This is a genomic window from Weissella bombi, from assembly GCF_900094835.1.
GTDB lineage: Bacteria > Bacillota > Bacilli > Lactobacillales > Lactobacillaceae > Weissella > Weissella bombi.
The window spans coordinates 20,422-41,405 of record NZ_FMAO01000001.1 but is presented as its reverse complement, the minus strand read 5'-3'; the positions used below and the strand labels follow the sequence as shown (position 1 = coordinate 41,405).

Genomic DNA, 20,984 nt, shown 5'->3' with positions numbered 1-20,984 from the left:
CCATCTTTCCCAACAAAAAAAGCCGTCCCTAGGATATACCTAGAAACGACTTATCGTGTTACCATTCTATTTTTTCCAATTAATTACTTAAAAGAAACTCCAAACGTGCAAGCAGCGGGCGAAATGATGCCGTACCTACACGTGTGTCTAATAACGAAGACCAACCCGTGTATTATTCATGATCTTGCCATTCATAATACCCAATCACAGGCCATTTTCTACATCATCCTTATACTACGTTCCACCAACCCGTAGTTCTCTAAAATTTAGATTAATATATACTTTCCTGATCACTTTGTTTTAAATTATACCCTTCATATTAGACGATTCTTATTTTTAAGTCAATGATTTCGTCATTTTTATGCCATATTATCGTTAACTGCCTTAAGAGCAACAGCACCAACAAAATTAATCGGTTGCGTAAAGTTTGGTTGGAAGAAAAAGTCTGCCATTGCTAAATCATCAATCGTCATTTGGTTTTGAATAGCTAATGATACCACATTAGCTGCCTGTGACGTGTCATGCTTTGACATAAAGGCTGCCCCTAACACGCGCCGTGTTTTCTTGTCCCAAGTAAGAAGTGATAGCACTGGCGTGGTTGATAACATAAAATCAGGTCGATAATCTTCTTCATAAACTGTTTCTACAACATCTAAATCACGTGATTGTGCACTAACTTTATTCAATCCAGCTGATGACATCGCATAACCATATAACTCAACTGCAGAAGATGCCTGAGTACCATTATAAGCTAGATTATGACCATTAATATTGCGTCCTACCAACATACCTTGTCGAATCGCATTAGTTGCTAACGGAATATAATCATGAGCTTGAGTTGGGTTATAAAAGACTGTCGTTGCATCTCCAGCAGCAAAAACATCAGGCACACTAGTTTCCATGTACTTATTTGTAACAATAGCACCATTAGACAACATTTCAACTTGGTCAGTAAATAAATCAGTATTAGGTACGAAACCTATTCCTAATACTGCAATATCTGCGTCATAACTACCTTTACTTGTTGTTACACGAATACCGCCATCTGGTAAATCTTCAAAACCATTAACACTCTGTGACAAAGCCAACGTGACATTGTTTTCAGTGAAAGCTGCTGCTATACGATCCGTAATTATTGGACTAAAGTTATTTGGTAGCACACGGTCGGCCGCATCAATTAAAGTTACCTTTTTACCATTAACTGAATATTGCTCTGCCACTTCGGCACCGATATAACCCGCACCAATCACAATTACTCGTGAAATATCATCAGATACAGCCTTAATACGTTTAGCGTCTTCCCATGATTTAATCATATAGATGTTTTCACTGTCAATTCCTTTAATATCAGGTACCACTGGCTTCGAACCGGTAGCAATGACAATTTTATCAAAACTCTCGGTTGCCATCTCTGCCGTTAACAAATTTTTAACTCGCACAGTTTTAGTTACCAAGTTAGCTTCAACAACTTCATGCTGCATCTTCATTGTAATGCCTTGTTCAACCATTGATTCTGGTGTTTCATAGAACATACGTTGTTCATCTGATATGTTATTTCCTAACCATAAAGCAATCCCACATGATAGGAATGAAACAGTCGTTCCTTTTTCATAAACCGTTATTTCGGCATCCGGATTTTGTTGCTTAATTTGTGTTGCTGAGAAAGTTCCTGCGTGTGTACTACCAATTACTGCAATTTTAACCATTTAGTTTTCCCCGTATACTTTCTAGTCTTATCCATCATTTCCATAAGTGTATTAAACTATTGTTCACAATATAACAATGATTATTATTCCCCATTTAATAGCTTTTACAAACTAATAAAATTATTTAACACACTTATATTGTATATTAATTCACAATAATGTCAATGAAAATTCACAATTATAAAATAAAAAAGTCATAAAGACTACTAGTAGTCTTTATGACTTTAAAACCTTATTAATTGTTTCGCCATTCCCTCACGACCATTACTGATCCTGTCATAGCCCCTACGACCATGATAACTTGAGCGAACAACGATTTGTCTGCCATCACCGTTGCACCAATTGCAATAACAAGTGTAAGTACAACGAGGTAGATACAGGCATCTTCAATTTTTTCGGCTAACATTATATATTTTCCTTACTTGAACCAAGCATCAACCTTTGATTGATGTGCCTTGATCCAGTCGTTTGCGGCTTGCTTGGCTGATTTACCATTTTGGATATCAAGCATAACCTTACCCATATCATCCTTAGTCCACTTAAAGTTCTTAAGGACCTTGTATGCATCAGGCTTGTCTTCCTTCAATCCCTTACGAGTCATTGTGTTAAGCGTCTCAGAATCACCGAATGTCTTCTTTGGATCTGCCAAGTACTTCAAATCATACTTTTGGAACATCCAGTGTGGTTCCCAACCAGTAACAACAATGTCTTGCTTAGCTTTAATCGCCTTACCTAGCGCAACAGCCATTGCTCCAGATGATGATGGTGTTACTTGCCATCCCTTGCTATCCAAACCGTAGTCCTTCATAGCCTTTTCAGCTGAGCTTGTTACACCAGCACCAGGTTCAATAGCAGTAACCTTCTTACCAGCTTGGTCTTGCAAATCAGCAATAGAATTTACATTCATATACTTTGGTACAACCAAACCAGTCTTAGCACCCTTCAAATTAGGACCAACTAAGTCAATATCTGACTTGTACTTGTTATATTGTGCCTTGTGAGTCAATGGCAACCATGCAGATACAGAAGCATCAGCTTGGCCATTAGCAATTGACTGCCACATAATTGAATTATCCAATGGTGTCAAATCAACATCATAACCGTGTTGGCGCATAGCTTGTGCCAATACGTTACTTGATGCAACTTCAGAATCCCATTGCACATAAACCAACTTAATTGATTCTTTTTGTGAACTTGCTGAAGTAACTGAGTTAACCACACCACCACCGATCATGGCTACGGCAACAACAATAGATGTCCAGCCCTTCCAGTGATGCTTTGGCTTTGATTCTGACTTTTGAGCAGGTGTACGGTTAAGTTGTTGCGTGAAACGATCAATAATAATGGCCAAAATAACCAATGAAAGACCGTTGACGAAACCTTTACCAATATCAGCGTTTTGCACGGCAGATAGAACACCACGTCCTAATCCAGGAGCACCAATCATTGAGGCAATAACAACCATTGACAAAGCTAGCATCAATGTCTGATTAATACCTGAGAAGATTGTTCCCTTAGCCAAAGGCAATTCAACCTTAAACAACTTTTGCTTTCCAGTAGAACCATATGAATCAGCAGCTTCAACCAAATCTGTAGGTACTTGACGAATACCTAAGTTTGACATACGCACTGTTGGTGGCAATGAGAAGATAACAGAGGCAAACACACCTGGAACCACACCGATACCGAAGAAGGCAACGGCTGGAATCAAGTAAACAAAGGCAGGCATTGTTTGCATGAAATCAAGAATTGGTTGAATAATTTTATTAACCGTTTCATTCTTTGCCATCCAAATTCCTAGTGGGACTCCGATAATAACCGAAATCAAACTAGAAATAATAACTAACGTAAATGTGTTCATCAAATCAGACCATAAGTTCTGATTTTCAACAATAATTAAACCAACAAATGTAAATAGTGGAATACCCCACTTCTTACCAAACATTAAAATGGCAAAAATTGTCATACCAATAATGAATAACCAAACTGGAATTGTCATCAATCCATTAGTCATTGTATTCATCACAGCGTTTCCAGCACTTTGCAATGCATCAAAGAAACCACCTAGATGATCAGTTAACCAATCAACACCACTATCTACCCATGGTCCTAAAGGTAATTTAGGAAACAAATCTGCTAAAACGAACATTTTATACCTCCTCCTTTGACTCTAGTTGAGCTGTTTCGGATTCAGCTTGGTCTGCAACAACACTCTTAGCAGCAGATTCTTCTTCACTCATCTCACCATTTTCAGCTAATGCTTGAAGAACACGTCCACGAATTAACGTTCCACGTAAACGTCCATCCTCATCAACAACAGCTAATGGTGTAGGTGAGTCATAAATTAATGGCATAATATCCATAACTAACATATCGGGTGCAACCGTTGGAATCTTCTTAGCAACGTCAGCTAGTGATAATCCTTCTGTACGGGCACGAATAGCATCCTCACTTGAGATAAAGCCACGGAACTGACGCTTACGGTCAACCGCAATTAGACCAGATACCTCTTCAGTACGCATCTTCTTTAATGCAACGTTAGGTCCATCGACCTCAATGTTTGTAAAGAATGGTGGAATCATAATGTTTTCAGCCGTCAAAACCTTTGAACGGTCAACGTCTTCGACGAAGGCACGAACATAATCATTGGCTGGCTGCGTAACAATTTCCTCACCAGTACCGATTTGAACAACTTCCCCGTCCTTCATAATGGCAATACGATCACCAATACGTAGGGCCTCATTCAAATCGTGGGAAATAAAGATAATTGTCTTCTTATATTGCTCTTGCAAATCCAACAATTCATCTTGCATATCACGACGAATCAATGGGTCAAGTGCTGAGAACGCCTCATCCATTAGTAGGATTTCAGGGTCGTTCGCTAAGGCACGAGCAAGACCAACACGTTGTTGCATACCACCAGATAGTTGGTTAGGATATTGATTCTCGAATGCCAACAAGTTGGCATTTTCTAACGCCTTTTCCGCCTTTTCACGACGTTCAGCTTTAGGAACACCCTGTACTTCCAAACCGTACTCAGTATTTTGCAAAATCGTACGATGTGGGAAAAGGCCGAAACTCTGGAATACCATGCTCATCTTCTTACGACGAACTTCGAGTAACTTTTCTTTATTCATTTTTGAAACGTCATCATCGTCAATGTAGATATGACCTGAAGTAGGTTCAATCAATCGATTTAACAATCGAATCAACGTTGACTTACCAGAACCAGAAAGTCCCATGATAACGAATATTTCACCTTCTTCAACAGACAAGTTAGCGTCATAAACACCAACTGTAGCGCCTGTCTTCTTTAAGATATCAGTTTTTGATTCGTGTTGCTCAACCATCTGTAAGGCTGGCTTTACACGCTTTCCGAAAATCTTAGTCAGGTGTTCAATTTTTACCTTTGACATATATTTTCTCCTCCTACTTGTTCGAAAGTTTTTAGGCTTTCGCTAAGTGACAATTCTATTTTAAACATAAAGTTGTCACTTTGGTCAAATAAAAACTACTATACCAATCGTTCCATATTAACTAAAATAGTGATAAGGAAGCGGATTGAATTGAAATACCAATTTATTTTAAAAATACTTTAAGCGTCACGTTCAACCAAATCTATGGTATGCTAAAAACATATGACTGATTTTAGGAGGACGTTATGCCAGCAATTAAACAACCCCGATATCGTATAATCGCTTTAAGGATTGCTGAACAAATTAGTAGCGGTCAATTACAAGTAGGGACTAAAATCCATGCTCGTTCAACATTGGCCACTAATTTCGGCGTTTCATCAGAAACTGCTCGCCGTGCTATTAGTATCTTAGAAGATTTAGATATTGTAGAAACACATCATGGTAGCGGAGCTATCGTCATTTCTCGTGAAAAGGCGCAAGAATTTGTTAATTCTGAAAGTGATGCTCAAAATTTGCAAAACCTGCAAACAGATCTAACTAACCAAATTGCAGAACAACAAATTGGATTAGTTAAACTTACTCAATCACTCAATGATTTCATTGAACAAACACAATACTATAAGAAATATAACCCATTTACCCCTTACGAATTGAAACTAGTCAATCAATCCTCAATGTTTGATAAAACAATTAGTGAATTAAATTTTTGGCATCGAACTGGCACAACCTTAGTTGGTATTCTACATGAAAATCATCTTACACTTTCACCAGGTCCATATGCAAAAATTTATCAAAATGATACATTATATTTCGTTGGCGATGAACTTAGTTACCAAAATGTTTATAATTTATTTTATGAATAGACATTTAGTTATTGTAAGTAAGCCCTTCCAATACTTATTTTATCATATAGATATCATTTAATTACATTTAAAGCTTTAAAACAAAAAATTGCTGAACAACAAACCAATTATGGCGTTGTTCAGCAATTTTTTTATCCTTCAAATGCAGTTGTCAATGGTGGCACAACTTGCTTCTTACGTGATACTACACCTGGCAATGATGCACGACCATCAGTTAGCGTAACACCGAATGCTGCAGCGACTTTATCTTGATTATCACCCAATACCAAAATGTCTGAGTCTGAATCCAAAATATTTGTTACAACAAAGACAAACGTATCATAGTTTTCACTTGCTAACTCATCAGAAATTGCAGTTGCAATCTCATCACGACGATTAAATACATCATTAACATCAACTGTATTAACTTGACCAATGCGAATCGTTTGACCAGCCAATTCAAATGACTTAGCATCGCCATCAATCAATTCCTTAGCAGTTTTAGTTGATAAATCAGTACCAGCCTTCAACATTTCTAATCCATAAGCTTCGTAATCATCCAAACCAGCAATCTTTGCCAATCCTTCTAATGCAGGCTTGTCCATTGATGTTGTAGTTGGGCTCTTTAGCAAAAGCGTATCAGAAATAATAGCTGATAGCATCATACCAGCAATTTCAGCAGGTATCTCAATACCTGCTGTTTGATATTCATAATATAGAACAGTTGCAACTGATCCCAATGGCTTATTAATAAACCATAATGGTGCAGCTGAAGTAAAGTTAATCTTGTGGTGATCATAAACACCAGCAACAGTTACATCAGCTAAATTAGCAACTGACTGACTTGCTTCGTTATGGTCAACTAGGATAACTTCTTCTGTATCCGCATTTTCAATTACACGTGGAGCTTCCACTTTAAAGTAGTTTAATGCATATTCTGTTTCTGCATTAGGTGTTCCCAAAGCTACTGCTTCCGTTTCTAACTTGTACGCCTTGTTTAAGAAATATGATGCAGAAATTGCAGATGCAATTGTATCTGTATCAGGGTTTTGGTGTCCAAAAACCAATGTCTTAGCCATCAGATAATTCTCCAATTCATTATTTTTTATCATGTTAATCATACACCATTTTTTACGATGATACATAGAGAATGTATTAATTAACTACCTTTGTAACGTCATATATCTGCATAGCCACGGGTTGGCCAGCTGTTGATACATCAATAATAAAACTACCATTACTGTATCGTTGGCTTAAATTATGATCAGTTGGCATTACATCAAACTGTTTACCGCGAGTTGTATAAATTGATAGCGGTTTTGGTGAATGTTGATCAATAATTTGCGTTGCAACAATCTCATGTGAATCTTTTTTCAATTCACGCATAATCAATACGCCCTTGCGAGCACGACTTGTAACTGGTATTTCAGTAACTGCCATCCACTTAAAAGCACCGCGTTGTGTAACAATCGCTAATGCCTGAGTATCACTTGCTGATGCCATACTAATAATCTCATCATCAGCTGCTAAATTCATTGATTTAACACCTGCCGTTCGGTTACCAGATACAGGGACTTCTGTCAAATCATAACGTAGTCCCATAGCCTTCCGAGATGCCAAAACAACTGTACGGTTAGCATTATCACCGAGTTGCAATTTCTCTAACCCGACAATAGTTGCTGAACTAACCTTTAATTTCATGAAAATCATACTACGCTTTTTATAAGTACTACGTGGTACAAGATCTGCAAATTTAAATTGTTTGATATAACCATCGCTAGTTGCGGTTAGCCAAGTACCAACTAGTTTATCAATATCGGAAACAACCTCAACATGGATAACCTCTTCATCAGGTAAAAAACCAGTAATCGATTGTGATAAGTGTTCACCGGCTTCTTTCCATTTAAACTCTGGCAACTCATGGATTGGTCGATAAATAACATGTCCCTTATTCGTAAACATAAAAATATGTTGCAATGTATTCACGTGACCAATAAAGACAGCACTATCATCTTCACGCAAACCGTTATCATCCCCAGATGCTTTGTGTGAGCGTAGTGATGAACGTTTAACGTATCCCATTCTTGAAACTAACACTGCAACATCCTCATCCGCAACTGTGACTGTTGCATCAAATTTGAGTTCTTGCACATCAGTCTGAATTTCTGTCAAACGCGGCGTACCATAATTTTTCTTAATCAGCTTTAACTCTTGACGCAATTCCTGACGCAAAACCTTAGGCTCAGAAAGAATCTCATTAAAGTGTTCAATCTTCTTTGACAACTCTTCAAATTCAGCCTGTAGCTGTGTCACATCGGTATTAGTCAAACGATACAACTGCAAAGTTACAATAGCTTCAGCTTGCTCTAAGGTAAAATCAAACTGATCAACCAAATTTTGTTTAGCATCTTTACGATCTTTTGATCCACGAATTGTCGTAATGACCTCGTCCAAAATTGAAAGTGCTTTAATTAGCCCAGTAACAATATGTTGACGCTCTTGTGCTTTACGCAAATCATACTTTGTTCGTTTCGTAATAATATCAACTTGATGCTCTAAAAATGCTTCAAGGGCTGTCTTTAAGCCAACTCGCTCTGGACGTAGGTTATGGATTGCCACCATATTGAAATTATAAGTTACCTGTAAATCTGTTTTCTTTAGCAAATAAGCCAAAATTCCATTTACATTTGCATCCTTACTTAATTCAATAGCAATTGATAATCCATCACGATCAGACTCATCACGCACTTCAACAATACCTGCAACATCTTTATTTAATCGTATTTCATCAATCTTTTTAACTAAATTAGCTTTATTCACTTCATAAGGAATTTCACTAACTTGAATTTGCGATTTGCCACCTTTTAGCTTAACAATTTCAGTTTTTGAACGAACAACAATACGGCCACGTCCATTCTTATAAGCAGCTTTGATACCATCAACACCTTGAATGATACCACCCGTTGGAAAATCTGGACCTTTCACAAAGCCCATCAAATCCTCTAAGCTAGCTTTAGGATGTGAAAGTAAATAAATTAACGCATCAATAACTTCACCTAGATTGTGAGGTGGAATATCAGTTGCATACCCCGCTGAAATACCAGTAGCTCCGTTCACTAATAGATTAGGAAAATGAGCTGGCAAAACTGTAGGCTCGTACTCCGTATCATCAAAGTTAAGGACCATATCAACGGTTTCTTTATCAAGATCTCGTAGCATTTCACCTGCTAACTTTGATAAACGGGCTTCAGTATAACGCATTGCAGCAGCAGGATCATTATCAATTGACCCATTATTACCGTGCATTTCAATTAAGGGCGCACGTAATTTCCAATCCTGTGACATACGCACAAGGGCTTCATAAATTGATGAATCACCGTGCGGATGAAAATTACCCATAACATTTCCGACTGATTTGGCTGACTTACGAAATTGCTTATCATAAGTATTACCATCTTTATTCATGGCGTACAAAATACGACGTTGTACCGGTTTCAAACCATCTCGAATATCCGGTAATGCACGTTCTTGAATAATATATTTTGAGTATCGTCCGAAACGATCACCCATTACCGCTTCAAGGCTTAATTCTTGAATATTTCCAGATTCTGCCATTCAACTTTACTCCTTTTTGTCTTGCCAACTTTCAATAATTGGCGCCACAAATTCTTCACTTTGGGTATTTAATTCTTCAGCTTGCTCCGCCTCATCAAGCAATGTATCACCCTCTTCAACTAGATTAAAGGCAACATTGCTTTCAATCCACTTACGACGTGGTTCTACTTTATCACCCATCAAAGTCGTGACACGTTTTTCAGCTAACATAGCATCATCAATTTTGACACGAATTAACGTCCGTTGACTTGGATCCATGGTTGTCGCCCAAAGTTGTTCAGCGTTCATTTCACCTAGTCCCTTAAAACGTTGCAAAGTATATCCACGTCCGATTGTTTGTTCAGCTGATTCTAACTGTGCATCCGTCCATGCATACTCAACTTGTTGCTGCTTACCCTTACCACGACGCAACATGTATAGCGGTGGCAATGCAATGTAAACCTTACCAGCATCAATTAATGGTCGCATGTACTTATAAAAGAATGTTAGTAACAATGTTTGAATATGCGCACCATCATCATCCGCATCGGTCATAATAATGATCTTATCGTAATGTGAATCAGCAACATTAAATTCCGGACCAACACCAGCACCAATCGTATAAATAATAGTTGCAATCTCTTCGTTTTTCATAATGTCAGCTAATTTAGCTTTTTCAGTATTTAAAACTTTACCACGTAAAGGCAAAATTGCTTGGAATTTACGATTACGACCTTGCTTAGCAGAACCACCGGCAGAATCACCCTCAACTAAGAACAACTCATTTTGACTTGCATTTTTAGACTGAGCGGGTGTTAACTTACCAGAAAGTAATCGATCCGTTTTACCTTTTTTCTTCCCTGTACGAGCTTCATCACGTGCCTTACGTGCAGCCTCACGGGCTTCTCTAGCTCGTAATGACTTACGAATAAGCCCCTGTGAGAATTCACCATTCTCCATAAGATAAAAGCCTAATTGTTCCGTGATGATGTTATCAACAATCGTACGAGCTTCTGGTGTTCCTAACTTTTCTTTTGTTTGACCCTCAAATTGTAGAATATTTTCGGGGATTCTTAAGGAAATAACCGCCGATAATCCTTCACGAACATCAGAACCTTCTAAGTTCTTATCTTTATCTTTCAAAAGATTTACCTTACGGGCATACTCATTAAAGGCCTTTGTCCAGGCTGAACGTAAGCCAGCCTCATGTGTCCCACCATCAGGCGTACGCACATTATTAACAAATGACATCATCGTTTCCGAAAAACCGTCGTTATATTGTGCTGCGACTTCAACTTCAACACCTTGGGCAGTACCATCAAAGTACATGATATCGCCGAGTGTATCTTTATCTTCATTTAGATATGATACAAACGCCTTAATTCCTTCAGAATAATGATAAACCTCACTTTGCTCTTGACCAGGTCTTTCATCAGTTAACGTAATTTTGACATCACGTAGCAAAAATGCTGACTCACGTAATCGCTCAGCTAATGTATTAAAATTATAAATCGTTGTTGAAAAAATGGCTGGATCTGGCTTAAATGTCACCGTTGTCCCAGACTTTTCTTTTGTTTTACCGATTTTTTTAAGAGTTCCATCTGGGTGCCCACCATTAATAAAGTGTTCTTGATACTTCATACCATCACGCACAATCGTGACTACTAAGTCACTTGATAATGCATTAACGACTGAAGAACCCACCCCATGTAGTCCACCAGATGTTTTATAGCCACCTTGACCAAACTTACCACCAGCATGCAAAACAGTTAGTATGACTTCTGGTGTTGGCTTTCCAGAGGAATGCATTCCAACTGGCATACCACGACCGTGATCAACGACAGTAATTGCGTTGTTTTCATGAATCGTAACGTTAATCTCATCACCATACCCAGCCAATGCCTCATCAACTGCGTTATCAAAGATTTCATACACTAGATGGTGCAAGCCTTTACCATCTGTTGAACCAATATACATCCCCGGTCGTTTTCGAACAGCTTCAAGCCCTTCTAAAACTGTAATGGAATCATCCGAATAATCATTTTTCTTTACCATGGATGTTTTCCTTTCATTTGTGTTATCCTGCGTTTTAACGCGTTTCAAATTTCATAATATCTCAAAACTAACCTCCGACGCAATACTATTAAAAAAATTTAAAGCTCTTAAGTTTAGAAACATGATAAAATAGAGAAGGTTTTGTGATAAATTATAATCATATAAGTATTAAAAAAAATATAAGGAGACATCGTTGTGACGATTTTTCATTTTATCATTAGTTTTGTATTAGCCTACTTATTTGGTTCAATTCCTTCTGGGTATTGGATTGGTAAAATCTTTTACAATAAGGATATTTTAAAACTAGGTTCAGGAAATATTGGAACCACAAATACCTTCCGCACATTAGGTGTTTTCCCAGGTGTCATGGTATTAATTATTGATTTATGTAAAGGAATTTTGGGTGCTTCGATGGCAAACATTTGGGGTAATGCACCTCATTGGTCATATATGGTTGTCGGTCTAGGCGCTATTCTTGGTCATACATTTTCTATGTGGATTGGATTTAAAGGTGGTAAAGCTGTGGCAACATCAGTAGGTGTGCTACTATTGTACAGCCCATCAATGTTTACAGCAGCAGTCATTGCCTTTCTATCATCCATCCTGTTAACAAGTATGGTATCTATTGGATCAATGCTTGGCTTTACAGTCGTTACACTACTGTCAGCTTTTTGGTTACATGATTGGTTATTAGCAATTATCGCTCTTGTTTTGACTATTTTTGTATTCTATCGTCATCGTGGTAATATCAGTCGAATTTTGAAAGGTACTGAATCTAAAGTACCCTTTGGTTTCGGCTACTGGTTGTCAAAAAAATAATATAATAAAAGCTCTCCCATCTGGGAGAGCTTTTAATTTTATATTTAAAAGAATGATAATGAGTATGAACCGGTAAATGTTTGTGCCGGTGCAAGTTCATTAATACCATACTTATGATTAATGATACCATCAGCATTAACTGTATCAGCAACACCCCACCATGGTTCAAGACAAACAAATGGTGCTTCTTTACCATACGGTGTCCAAATACCTACGTATTGCGCATCTTGAATGTGCATGGTAACACCATGCGATACACCCAATCTAGCTAAAACAACGGATACTGGGTTACCGTCTAATCGCAAAATAATAGCATCATTTTTATAGTCATCACGTCGTAAACGTAATGGAATAGATGAATTAAAAGTTGTATCCAAATCATTATCTAAATATGGACCAACTAACTTTGAACGATTATAAATACGATTAGGCTCAATATTTACATAATAATCTGTAAACTTTTCATTTTCTTCCAACGGCACCCTAAATCCTGGATGACCTCCGACAGAAAAATAAATTTCATGTGAGTCAGTATTTGTTACGACATAAGTTACACCTAAAGTATCTTGGTTCGTTAGTCGATAGATAACATCTAACTGAAAATGGAAAGGATAAATTGAATGTGTTTCTTCAGTATCAACCAATCGGAAACGTGCATAGGTTGATGTTTTTTCAACTAAATCAAACTCATTATCACGAGCAAATCCATGTTGCGTCATAAAATATGTTTTATCACGATACTTATAACGATCACCTTTCAAACGACCAACAATTGGAAACAGGTTAGGAGCATGTCTTCCCCAAAAATTAGGGTCAGCTGTCCACATATATTCTAAACCAGATTCACGGTTTGTAACACTAGTCAATTCTGCCCCTAGCTCAGAAATAATAACACTAATGTTTTCATTTTCTAATTTTACTGACATAAGCCCTCCACAGTTTCGTTAACGTTATAATCATCATACCAAATAAAATTGGTCTTTACCAATTTTATCATTATAAAAATCATTCTGAAGCGCGTGGGAAAAAATTACGATAACTTTGTTGTAAAGCATCGGTTGTAACGTGTGTATAAATTTGTGTGGTACTCAAACTACTGTGTCCCAATAACTGCTGTACGGTTCTTAAGTCGGCTTGATTATTAAGCAAATCAGTTGCAAATGTATGCCGAAACATGTGTGCCGTTACATCCTGTGTCAAACCAGCTTTTTTGCCAATTTGCTTTAAAATATATTCAACGCCTGCGGTTGTCAACGCATTACCTCGCTGATTTAAAAATAAATAATCATTCGGTAACTGCTGCTTTTCTGCCAATAAAGGCCGACTAGCAGCTAAGTATTGTTCCAAAGCGTCCAGCGCATAACGCCCAAATGGTACCACTCGCATTTTATTTCCTTTTCCAGTAATGGTAACGACGCGAGCATGCTGGTCAACCGTCTGAAGTGTCATACTTACAATTTCGGAAACACGTGCACCCGTACCATACAACATTTCCAACAATAACCAATTACGAATACCCAAAATTGAATGATCGGCCATAACGACATCAAACATACTTTTTAATTCTTTTTGATAAAAATAACGTGGTAAATGTTTACCAAATTTCTGCAAAGTAATACCGACAAACGGATTATCCTTTACCATTTCATTATTCATTAAAAAACGATAAAAGCTACGCAACGAACTCACCTTACGTGCAATTGTTCTAGCATCGTCACCTTTTTCATACAATTCAGATAAAAATACACGAACATCAAACGTCGTAATTTTATTTAAATCAATTTCTTGATCATCCTGAGTTTTAGATAGAAAATTTAAGAATTCTGTCAAATCACTTTTGTAGGCTTTTTGTGTTTCAACAGAATATTGTCTTTCAATACGTAGATAATCTAAGAAAAGTTGCTTTGCAGTCTCAGTATCTTTCGAAATCATTATAAGACCCCTTTAATCAGATGTTTTTACTGTATTATCTTGATCCTTCTTCGTTTCCTCTGAGTCTTCTTTAGGCGTTGTACCATCTGGCAAGGTTTTTTCATTTGGCTTATCCCAAGAAACGAAATCACACTCAGGATAACGTGAACAACCATAGAACGTGCGACCACGTTTTGTTTTTCGCTCCACAATTTGACCTGTCTTACACTTAGGGCATAACAAACCAATCTCTTCGACGATGGTTTGTGTATTGCGACAATCTGGGAAACGTGAACAAGCATGGAACTTACCATAACGTCCTAACTTAGTTAACATTGGGGCACCACAAATATCACAATCATAACCAGCTAATTCATCCTTTAGAACCACTTTTTCCATTTCTTTTTCAGCTACTTCTAGCTCCTTAGAAAATGGCGTAAAGAATTCATCAACTACTTTAACCCAGTACTTTTGTCCGGCTTCAACACTATCCAAATCCGCTTCAACCTGAGCAGTAAATTTGATGTTAGTAACATCTGGGAAAAACTCTTGAACTGTATTTTGCACCAATTCGCCTAGTTCAGTTGGAACAAATTTCTTAGTGTCTAGTCGTACATATGCTCTACGTTGAATTGTTTCAATTGTTGCTGCATATGTTGAGGGACGTCCCACACCATTTTCTTCCAGTGCTCTAACCAATGTTGCTTCAGTGTAACGAGCAGGCGGTTGCGTGAAATGTTGTTCTGGTGACATTGTTAGCATATCTAACGCGTCCCCAATCTCAAGGGCTGGCAATTTATTATCTTTGCTCTTCGCAGCAGGATATGCCTTAGTAAACCCAGCAAACTTTGTTTGTGAACCATTGGCCTTAAAAGTAACACCATTTTGCTCAATGGTAACTGCCATTGTTGCTAAAATTTCTGGTGTCATCTGACTGGCAACAAAACGTGACCAAATTAATTGATAAAGCTTAAACTGCTCGCTAGTTAACTTATCTTTTACTGATGATGGTGTTCTAAAAACCGAGGTTGGTCGAATAGCCTCATGGGCATCCTGTGCACCCTCCTGCTTCTTACCTTGGATAGGTTTAGCAGCCACGAATTCTTCACCATACTCGTCATGAATAAATGTCGTTGCCTCTGATTTAGCAGTCTCTGACAAACGTGTTGAATCAGTACGCATATAAGTAATTAACCCAACCGTACCGTTCTTTCCGCCTAAATTAATACCTTCATATAGTTGTTGAGCAGCCATCATTGTTTTACGTGTTTTAAAGTTTAACTGTGTATTAGCCGCTTGTTGCATTGTTGATGTGGTGAATGGAGGTTGTGGATTACGCTTACGGTCTTTGGAAACAACATTTGTTACATTAAACGGCTGTGTTTTATCGATTTTCTTTAAAACATTCTGAACAGCATCATTATCAGGTAACGTTGTCTTCTTATTATCAAGACCATAAAAAGTAGACTTAAATTTAGTCCGGCCCTTTTTAAACATAGTATCTAGTGACCAATATTCATCAGGCTCAAAGCTTTGGATTTCTTGTTCACGTTTGATTACCAATCCTAATGCGATTGATTGCACACGACCAGCTGATAATCCTTTTTTAACTTTCTTCCATAGAATAGGTGATAATGAATAACCTACAAGGCGATCTAAGATACGACGCGCCTGCTGGGCATCTACCAAATCCATATCAATCTTCCGAGGATGCTTAAAAGCCTCTTTTACAGCGTCTTTTGTAATTTCGTTAAAGACAACACGATTGTCACTATCATCTAAATTCAAATCTAAAATATGAGCTAAATGCCAGGCAATTGCTTCTCCTTCACGGTCCGGGTCGGAAGCTAAATAGACATGCTTAGATGCCTTTGCATCCTTTTTCAAGGATTTAATAACATCCCCTTTACCGCGAATATTAATATACTTTGGTTGATAATCGTTTTCAATATCAACGCCCATCGTTGACTTAGGTAAGTCACGAATGTGTCCAATACTAGCAACGACTTTATAGCTTTTACCTAAATATTTTTCAATTGTTTTTGCTTTAGATGGCGATTCTACAATAACCAAGTTTTTCTTAGGCTTGGCCTTGCTCTTCGCTCGCGTTTTCGTTTTAGTGGTCGTTTTTTTCACCGCACGCGCCTTTTTTTCTTTAACAGCAGTTTGTGAAACCATTTGCGTGCACCTCTTTTCTTATAATTTATTTTTATTTTAATTAGTCTTTATACCTAACAGTATTGTACTATACACTATCAACCTGAGATTTGCCAAATGCTCACAGTCTTATTTTTTTAGCAATTAATAGAAATTCTTAAATTCCAACACAATCTGTTGTGGCACTAATACTGGTGTTGCACCAGCTAAAATTAACTCATTTGTTCCTCTTGAACACTGGGTATCTATACGTCCTGGAACAGCCATGACAGTGCGATTTTGCTCTAAAGCAATCATAGCCGTTATTAAAGAACCTGACCTTTTTTGTGCTTCAACAATCAAACATACATGACTCAACCCAGCTATAATACGATTACGTTCAGGAAAATTTTTTCGTTCAGGTTTTTGCCAAGGTAAATATTCAGATATTAATAAACCTTGAATAGCAACTTGCTCCTGCAGACGGTCAGTACGATTTGGATATGCCCAATCAAGTCCCGTTCCGATAATACCAATTGTTTTACCGCCCGCAGTTAATGTGGCACGATGTGTTAATTCATCAATACCTAGTGCTAACCCAGAAACAGTCGTTAAACCTGATTTTATCAGATACGGTACCCATGCGTGTAAAATTTTTTTACCGTAATCAGTAGCTTTACGTGCGCCTACAATTGCAATTAATGGTTGAGATAGTAAATCTAAATCACCTTGATAAAATAAACAAATAGGTGCATCAATGCATGTTGACAAATACTTAGGATATTTCTCATCACATATGGTAATAAAGTGATAACTCTTAATACGCCGAAATTCTACCTGCCAATTTCTCTGATGGTACCACTCAAAAATAATTTGTTGTTTTTTATGACTAAGTTGACTTAATTTTAAAACCATCTGTATAGGTATTACTGTAAAACTATTTTGATGCAGATATTGCCAAATACGATATCGACCTTTAATAGTCAAACCCGGTACTAACATTAGCCACAATAAAAAATCACGTTGTTCCATTTAACATCCTCCGTTTATAGGAAAGACGTTTTACAACGTGATTTGTTTATTAATTTAAATACTTTTTTACTGGCGAAAAAGTTTGTCGATGAATTGGTGTTACACCAAATTTTTCCAAACCAGCTAGATGCTCAGCAGTCCCATAACCAGCATTATGTTCAAACCCATATCCTGGAAATTTTTTAGCAAAATCTTTCATTAACGAATCACGATAATTTTTAGCTAAAATAGATGCTGCACCAATAGAAATACTGCGATCATCACCTTTAATTAATTTTTCCTGTGGTAACGGTAAATCAACAGTCATCGCATCAATTAAAAGCCCGTCTATAGGTGTGTGTAATGCCTCAATTGCTTGACGCATGGCAACTCTCGAAGCTTCATAAATGTTTAAACGATCAATTTCTGATGCATCAACAATTCCAAAAGCAAAATCAACCACTTTTTCACGTAATTCTTGGTCAAGACCTAGGCGTGTTTTTTCCGTTAACTGCTTAGAATCATGTACAATCGTCATATCAAACGAATCATCGATTACAACAGCTGCCGCAACGACTGGTCCAGCTAATGGTCCACGGCCCACTTCATCAACCCCAGCTAATCGAGCACCATGTTGCCAAGCTTGTTTTTCAAACATTAAACGATGTTCAAACGCTTGCTGTTGGCGCTGCTTTTTAACCTGCCGTTTATCATACTGCGTCAGTAATTTTTGCACTCCAACACGCTGATCTTGTCGCCATCGTGCAATATCTTCTGCAGATGGTTCATCAAGCAATAGCTCTTTTATGTTGCCAATTGTTTCTTTGTTAGTCATCTACTACTTCACCAATATTATCACTTGGTAATTCCAAAGTATAACGTCCTAACTTACCACGCCTTAAATCAAGTAACAAACGTTCAGAAGCACGATCATAATCATCTTTAAAGCCTAATTTTTGAGTAATTGTTAATAATACATCTACATCGGATTGTGCTGCCCAAATACCATCATTTAAATGATAGCGCGCTACAATCGCTTCTGGATTATATTCCCTAAAGAATTTTAAAGCAGCTAATGCAATATCATCCAAATTAATTAATTGATCTTTAATCGCTCCTGTCATTGCCAAATGTTGACCAACTCGTTGATCCGTAAATTTAGGCCATAATACTCCGGGCGTATCTAATAATTCTAAATTAGTTGGTGTCTTTAACCACTGCAATTTCTTGGTAACTCCTGGACGATCTCCTGTAATGGCGACATTTTTAGTAACCAAGTGATTTAGAAGGGTTGATTTACCAACATTAGGCACACCCGCAACTAATGCTCGTATCGCTTTGTCTTGAACACCTTTTTGTGCCAAGTTAGCCCATTTGTCCGCTAAAACTATGCGTGCTGCTTTCGTGATAATTTGTGGTGTTTTATGACCACGAGTATCTAGAGAAACAACAGTTAATCCTTGTTCTTCAAAGTAATTGCGCCATACACTTGTTCTTTCTGGATCAGCTAAATCTGTTTTGGTCATGACAATTAAGCGCGGCTTATCACCTAAAACTTCATCTAATTCTGGATTACGCGACGATAATGGAATTCGTGCATCTACTAACTCAAAAACAATATCAACATGCTTTAAGTTTTCTCGCATTAAACGAAAGGCTTTCGCCATGTGTCCTGGAAACCATTGTATAATTTGCGACATACTAAACTCCTCTATACTATCATTATTCTTCTGATGTCAAATATTGTGCCCATGCTTGATCAAAAATAGACATACTATGTAAATACGTAGCGTTCTCTTCTAAATATCGTGATACGAAATCAAAATCATCTGTATGTTTAGGAAATTGTGTATCATAAAACGCTGCATTGGCGAAATTTTCAACTTCATCACTTGTTACTGGATTTCGTTGCGTCATTAACCATTGAAAAAATGATCGTCTCATCTATCTGAAAAACCTCCTCTAAATACAAATTTATCGTTTTTAGGATCAATCTGGACTGCCTTTACACGAACACCTTGTACTTTTGGTGCTTTACCCAAATCAATTAATAAAGTTCGTTTTTGTGAATCTAAGACCAACCATTTTGGTAAATCAAATTTTTTACCAAAATAGTTCATGACAAACTTCACGGGTAATGGTAACTGACCTACCGCAACCGAATCAGCATGTAACAAAATACCACCATTTTTAGTGACCTCTGGCGTCATTTGCATACCAAAATCAACAGATTGCCCAAACAGTTTATAAGTTCCATATACCATCATTCCCTTTTTTTGCATTTCAAAGCGGAATTGCTTGCGCAAAGATGGATCCGCATTAATATATTTTTCCACTAAGGCATTTAATTCTCTACGACTAATGCTAACTTCAAACGAAGCTTGACCAATCTCTGGTCTCGTATCTGTCACATGTTTATGACTCTGTGGCATAAACAACAATCCGATTGTGACAACAACTAGCACTAATAACGTCCCAAAAACACCTTTAAAAGCGCCTTGCCTACGTGCCGTTCGAATTAATGCATCAGTACTTGATCGCATATTATTTTGTGTCATTTATTTTTTTAACCACTCCTGTTTATTGACTGCCATTTTTTTAACCAACAAATCACTCATTTTATCGTATCCAATATCATTCGGATGATAGTGATCTTGTGTTGTAATATAGTGATTACGCTCACTTTTGGCTTTATCTTGTAATGCTTTTGTAACCATACTATTATTTATAGAACCACGATTAGCTAATTTAGCAGATGTTCGCAATTTTTCACGGTCTTTTTTGGTTGTATATTGACCATATGTTAAAGTCTTAAAAGTCGAAACATATCGTACCTGTTTATCCGCCGATGCTAAATTAGCATTAATATCATTATATATTTTCACATCCGCATTTAAATCATCACGATTAGCTAAGTAAACATATAACGGATTATAGTTACCAAACAAATAAATTGGTGCATCTTTATTTTGCTTTTTTATGAATTGAACCAAAGACGTCAAATTTTCAGTATAGTCTGGCATTGCTTGTGAAACATACCTTGTAACTTCTTGCCTAGATTTTGAAAAAATTGCTTTAAATAAAGTTTGTTGCAGGTCATTTCCACCCACTGTCAAAGTAATAACGTCTGCATTTTTTAATTGCTTAATCGCACGTGGATTAGCTTTAATTCGCTTCAAAATTTGATCAGAGCGATCACCAGCTTTACCATAATTTGCTGTCTTAACGCCAACATTATATTTATCAGTAAGCGTTTGGGCCGTTCGTTTCGTGTATCCTTGTTGTGAAGTTGTATCCCCAACTCCTTCAGTTAAAGAATCGCCCACTGCAACAAAATTAATTGATTTTTTATTGGCTGCATCCACCGTTGAAATATTGACCAAAAAAACCGTTCCCATTGCTACTAAGCATCGCATAATTTTTTTATACATAAAGACAACCCCTTTCTGAACAATATAACCTAATGCATTATTTTACCATATTTAGTAAAACAC

General features: G+C 37.2%; 18 protein-coding genes and 1 other annotated feature. Of the genes, 2 read left to right on the top strand and 16 right to left on the bottom strand.

All coding sequences use genetic code 11. The features are described from left to right. Nucleotides 1-38: 38 nt before the first annotated feature. Nucleotides 39-303 (bottom strand) — a binding site (T-box leader). Between the two features lie 56 nt (nucleotides 304-359). From GA0061074_RS00225 to GA0061074_RS00215, 4 genes are all read right to left on the bottom strand, one after another. Beyond that, on the bottom strand, nucleotides 360-1,706 hold the full coding sequence (locus GA0061074_RS00225; protein ID WP_092461095.1) for an FAD-dependent oxidoreductase: 1,347 nt from the start codon (nucleotides 1,704-1,706) through the stop codon (nucleotides 360-362). A 235-nt stretch (nucleotides 1,707-1,941) separates the two neighbouring features. After that, entirely contained in the window at nucleotides 1,942-2,112 is a 171-nt protein-coding gene (locus tag GA0061074_RS09170) for a hypothetical protein (RefSeq protein ID WP_167550153.1), read from the bottom strand. Between the two features lie 12 nt (nucleotides 2,113-2,124). Beyond that, complete coding sequence (locus GA0061074_RS00220) at nucleotides 2,125-3,855, bottom strand: ABC transporter permease/substrate binding protein (RefSeq protein ID WP_092461094.1); 1,731 nt, start codon at nucleotides 3,853-3,855, stop codon at nucleotides 2,125-2,127. A gap of 1 nt (nucleotide 3,856) precedes the next feature. After that, on the bottom strand, nucleotides 3,857-5,122 hold the full coding sequence (locus GA0061074_RS00215; RefSeq protein ID WP_092461093.1) for a quaternary amine ABC transporter ATP-binding protein: 1,266 nt from the start codon (nucleotides 5,120-5,122) through the stop codon (nucleotides 3,857-3,859). 245 nt (nucleotides 5,123-5,367) lie between these two features. Here GA0061074_RS00215 and GA0061074_RS00210 point away from each other — a divergent pair, with 245 nt between their 5' ends. Further along, complete coding sequence (locus GA0061074_RS00210) at nucleotides 5,368-5,985, top strand: GntR family transcriptional regulator (protein ID WP_092461092.1); 618 nt, start codon at nucleotides 5,368-5,370, stop codon at nucleotides 5,983-5,985. Between the two features lie 131 nt (nucleotides 5,986-6,116). On the opposite strand, the gene GA0061074_RS00205 is transcribed toward GA0061074_RS00210, so the two are convergent. From GA0061074_RS00205 to parE, 3 genes are all read right to left on the bottom strand, one after another. Beyond that, on the bottom strand, nucleotides 6,117-7,043 hold the full coding sequence (locus GA0061074_RS00205; protein ID WP_092461091.1) for a manganese-dependent inorganic pyrophosphatase: 927 nt from the start codon (nucleotides 7,041-7,043) through the stop codon (nucleotides 6,117-6,119). Nucleotides 7,044-7,119: 76 nt separating this feature from the next. Beyond that, complete coding sequence (gene parC, locus GA0061074_RS00200) at nucleotides 7,120-9,579, bottom strand: DNA topoisomerase IV subunit A (protein WP_092461090.1); 2,460 nt, start codon at nucleotides 9,577-9,579, stop codon at nucleotides 7,120-7,122. Nucleotides 9,580-9,585: 6 nt separating this feature from the next. Further along, nucleotides 9,586-11,613 (bottom strand): DNA topoisomerase IV subunit B, encoded by a 2,028-nt coding sequence (parE, locus tag GA0061074_RS00195; protein ID WP_092461089.1) that lies wholly within the window; start codon nucleotides 11,611-11,613, stop codon nucleotides 9,586-9,588. Nucleotides 11,614-11,808: 195 nt separating this feature from the next. Here parE and plsY point away from each other — a divergent pair, with 195 nt between their 5' ends. Continuing rightward, a complete protein-coding gene (gene plsY / locus GA0061074_RS00190) occupies nucleotides 11,809-12,432 on the top strand; it encodes a glycerol-3-phosphate 1-O-acyltransferase PlsY (RefSeq protein WP_092461088.1) in 624 nt (207 codons plus the stop codon). 44 nt (nucleotides 12,433-12,476) lie between these two features. Here the strand turns inward: plsY and GA0061074_RS00185 are convergent, their stop codons facing one another. The 9 genes from GA0061074_RS00185 to GA0061074_RS00145 all read right to left on the bottom strand — a co-directional run bounded on the left by GA0061074_RS00185 (nucleotide 12,477) and on the right by GA0061074_RS00145 (nucleotide 20,921). Further along, nucleotides 12,477-13,358, bottom strand: a complete 882-nt coding sequence (locus GA0061074_RS00185) for an aldose 1-epimerase family protein (protein ID WP_092461087.1) — start codon at nucleotides 13,356-13,358, stop codon at nucleotides 12,477-12,479. Nucleotides 13,359-13,437: 79 nt separating this feature from the next. Beyond that, nucleotides 13,438-14,364: a tyrosine recombinase XerC gene (gene xerC, locus GA0061074_RS00180; RefSeq protein ID WP_092461086.1), complete on the bottom strand. Its 927-nt coding sequence runs from the start codon at nucleotides 14,362-14,364 to the stop codon at nucleotides 13,438-13,440. Nucleotides 14,365-14,376: 12 nt separating this feature from the next. Next, a complete protein-coding gene (topA, locus tag GA0061074_RS00175; protein WP_240005845.1) occupies nucleotides 14,377-16,521 on the bottom strand; it encodes a type I DNA topoisomerase in 2,145 nt (714 codons plus the stop codon). Between the two features lie 123 nt (nucleotides 16,522-16,644). Beyond that, the gene (gene dprA / locus GA0061074_RS00170) at nucleotides 16,645-17,511 is read right to left on the bottom strand and encodes a DNA-processing protein DprA (protein WP_092461085.1); all 867 of its coding nucleotides are present in this window, start codon (nucleotides 17,509-17,511) and stop codon (nucleotides 16,645-16,647) included. A gap of 49 nt (nucleotides 17,512-17,560) precedes the next feature. After that, nucleotides 17,561-18,325 carry a ribonuclease HII gene (locus tag GA0061074_RS00165; RefSeq protein ID WP_092461084.1) on the bottom strand — a complete coding sequence of 255 codons (765 nt, stop codon included), beginning with the start codon at nucleotides 18,323-18,325 and terminating at the stop codon, nucleotides 17,561-17,563. Further along, complete coding sequence (gene ylqF / locus GA0061074_RS00160) at nucleotides 18,318-19,190, bottom strand: ribosome biogenesis GTPase YlqF (protein WP_092461083.1); 873 nt, start codon at nucleotides 19,188-19,190, stop codon at nucleotides 18,318-18,320. Before ylqF ends, GA0061074_RS00165 begins: the two co-directional genes overlap by 8 nt. A 22-nt stretch (nucleotides 19,191-19,212) precedes the next feature. After that, nucleotides 19,213-19,434, bottom strand: a complete 222-nt coding sequence (locus GA0061074_RS00155; protein ID WP_092461082.1) for a YozE family protein — start codon at nucleotides 19,432-19,434, stop codon at nucleotides 19,213-19,215. Next, nucleotides 19,431-20,048 (bottom strand): YpmS family protein, encoded by a 618-nt coding sequence (locus GA0061074_RS00150; protein WP_092461081.1) that lies wholly within the window; start codon nucleotides 20,046-20,048, stop codon nucleotides 19,431-19,433. Before GA0061074_RS00150 ends, GA0061074_RS00155 begins: the two co-directional genes overlap by 4 nt. Further along, entirely contained in the window at nucleotides 20,049-20,921 is an 873-nt protein-coding gene (locus tag GA0061074_RS00145) for a GDSL-type esterase/lipase family protein (RefSeq protein ID WP_092461080.1), read from the bottom strand. Nucleotides 20,922-20,984: the final 63 nt, after the last annotated feature.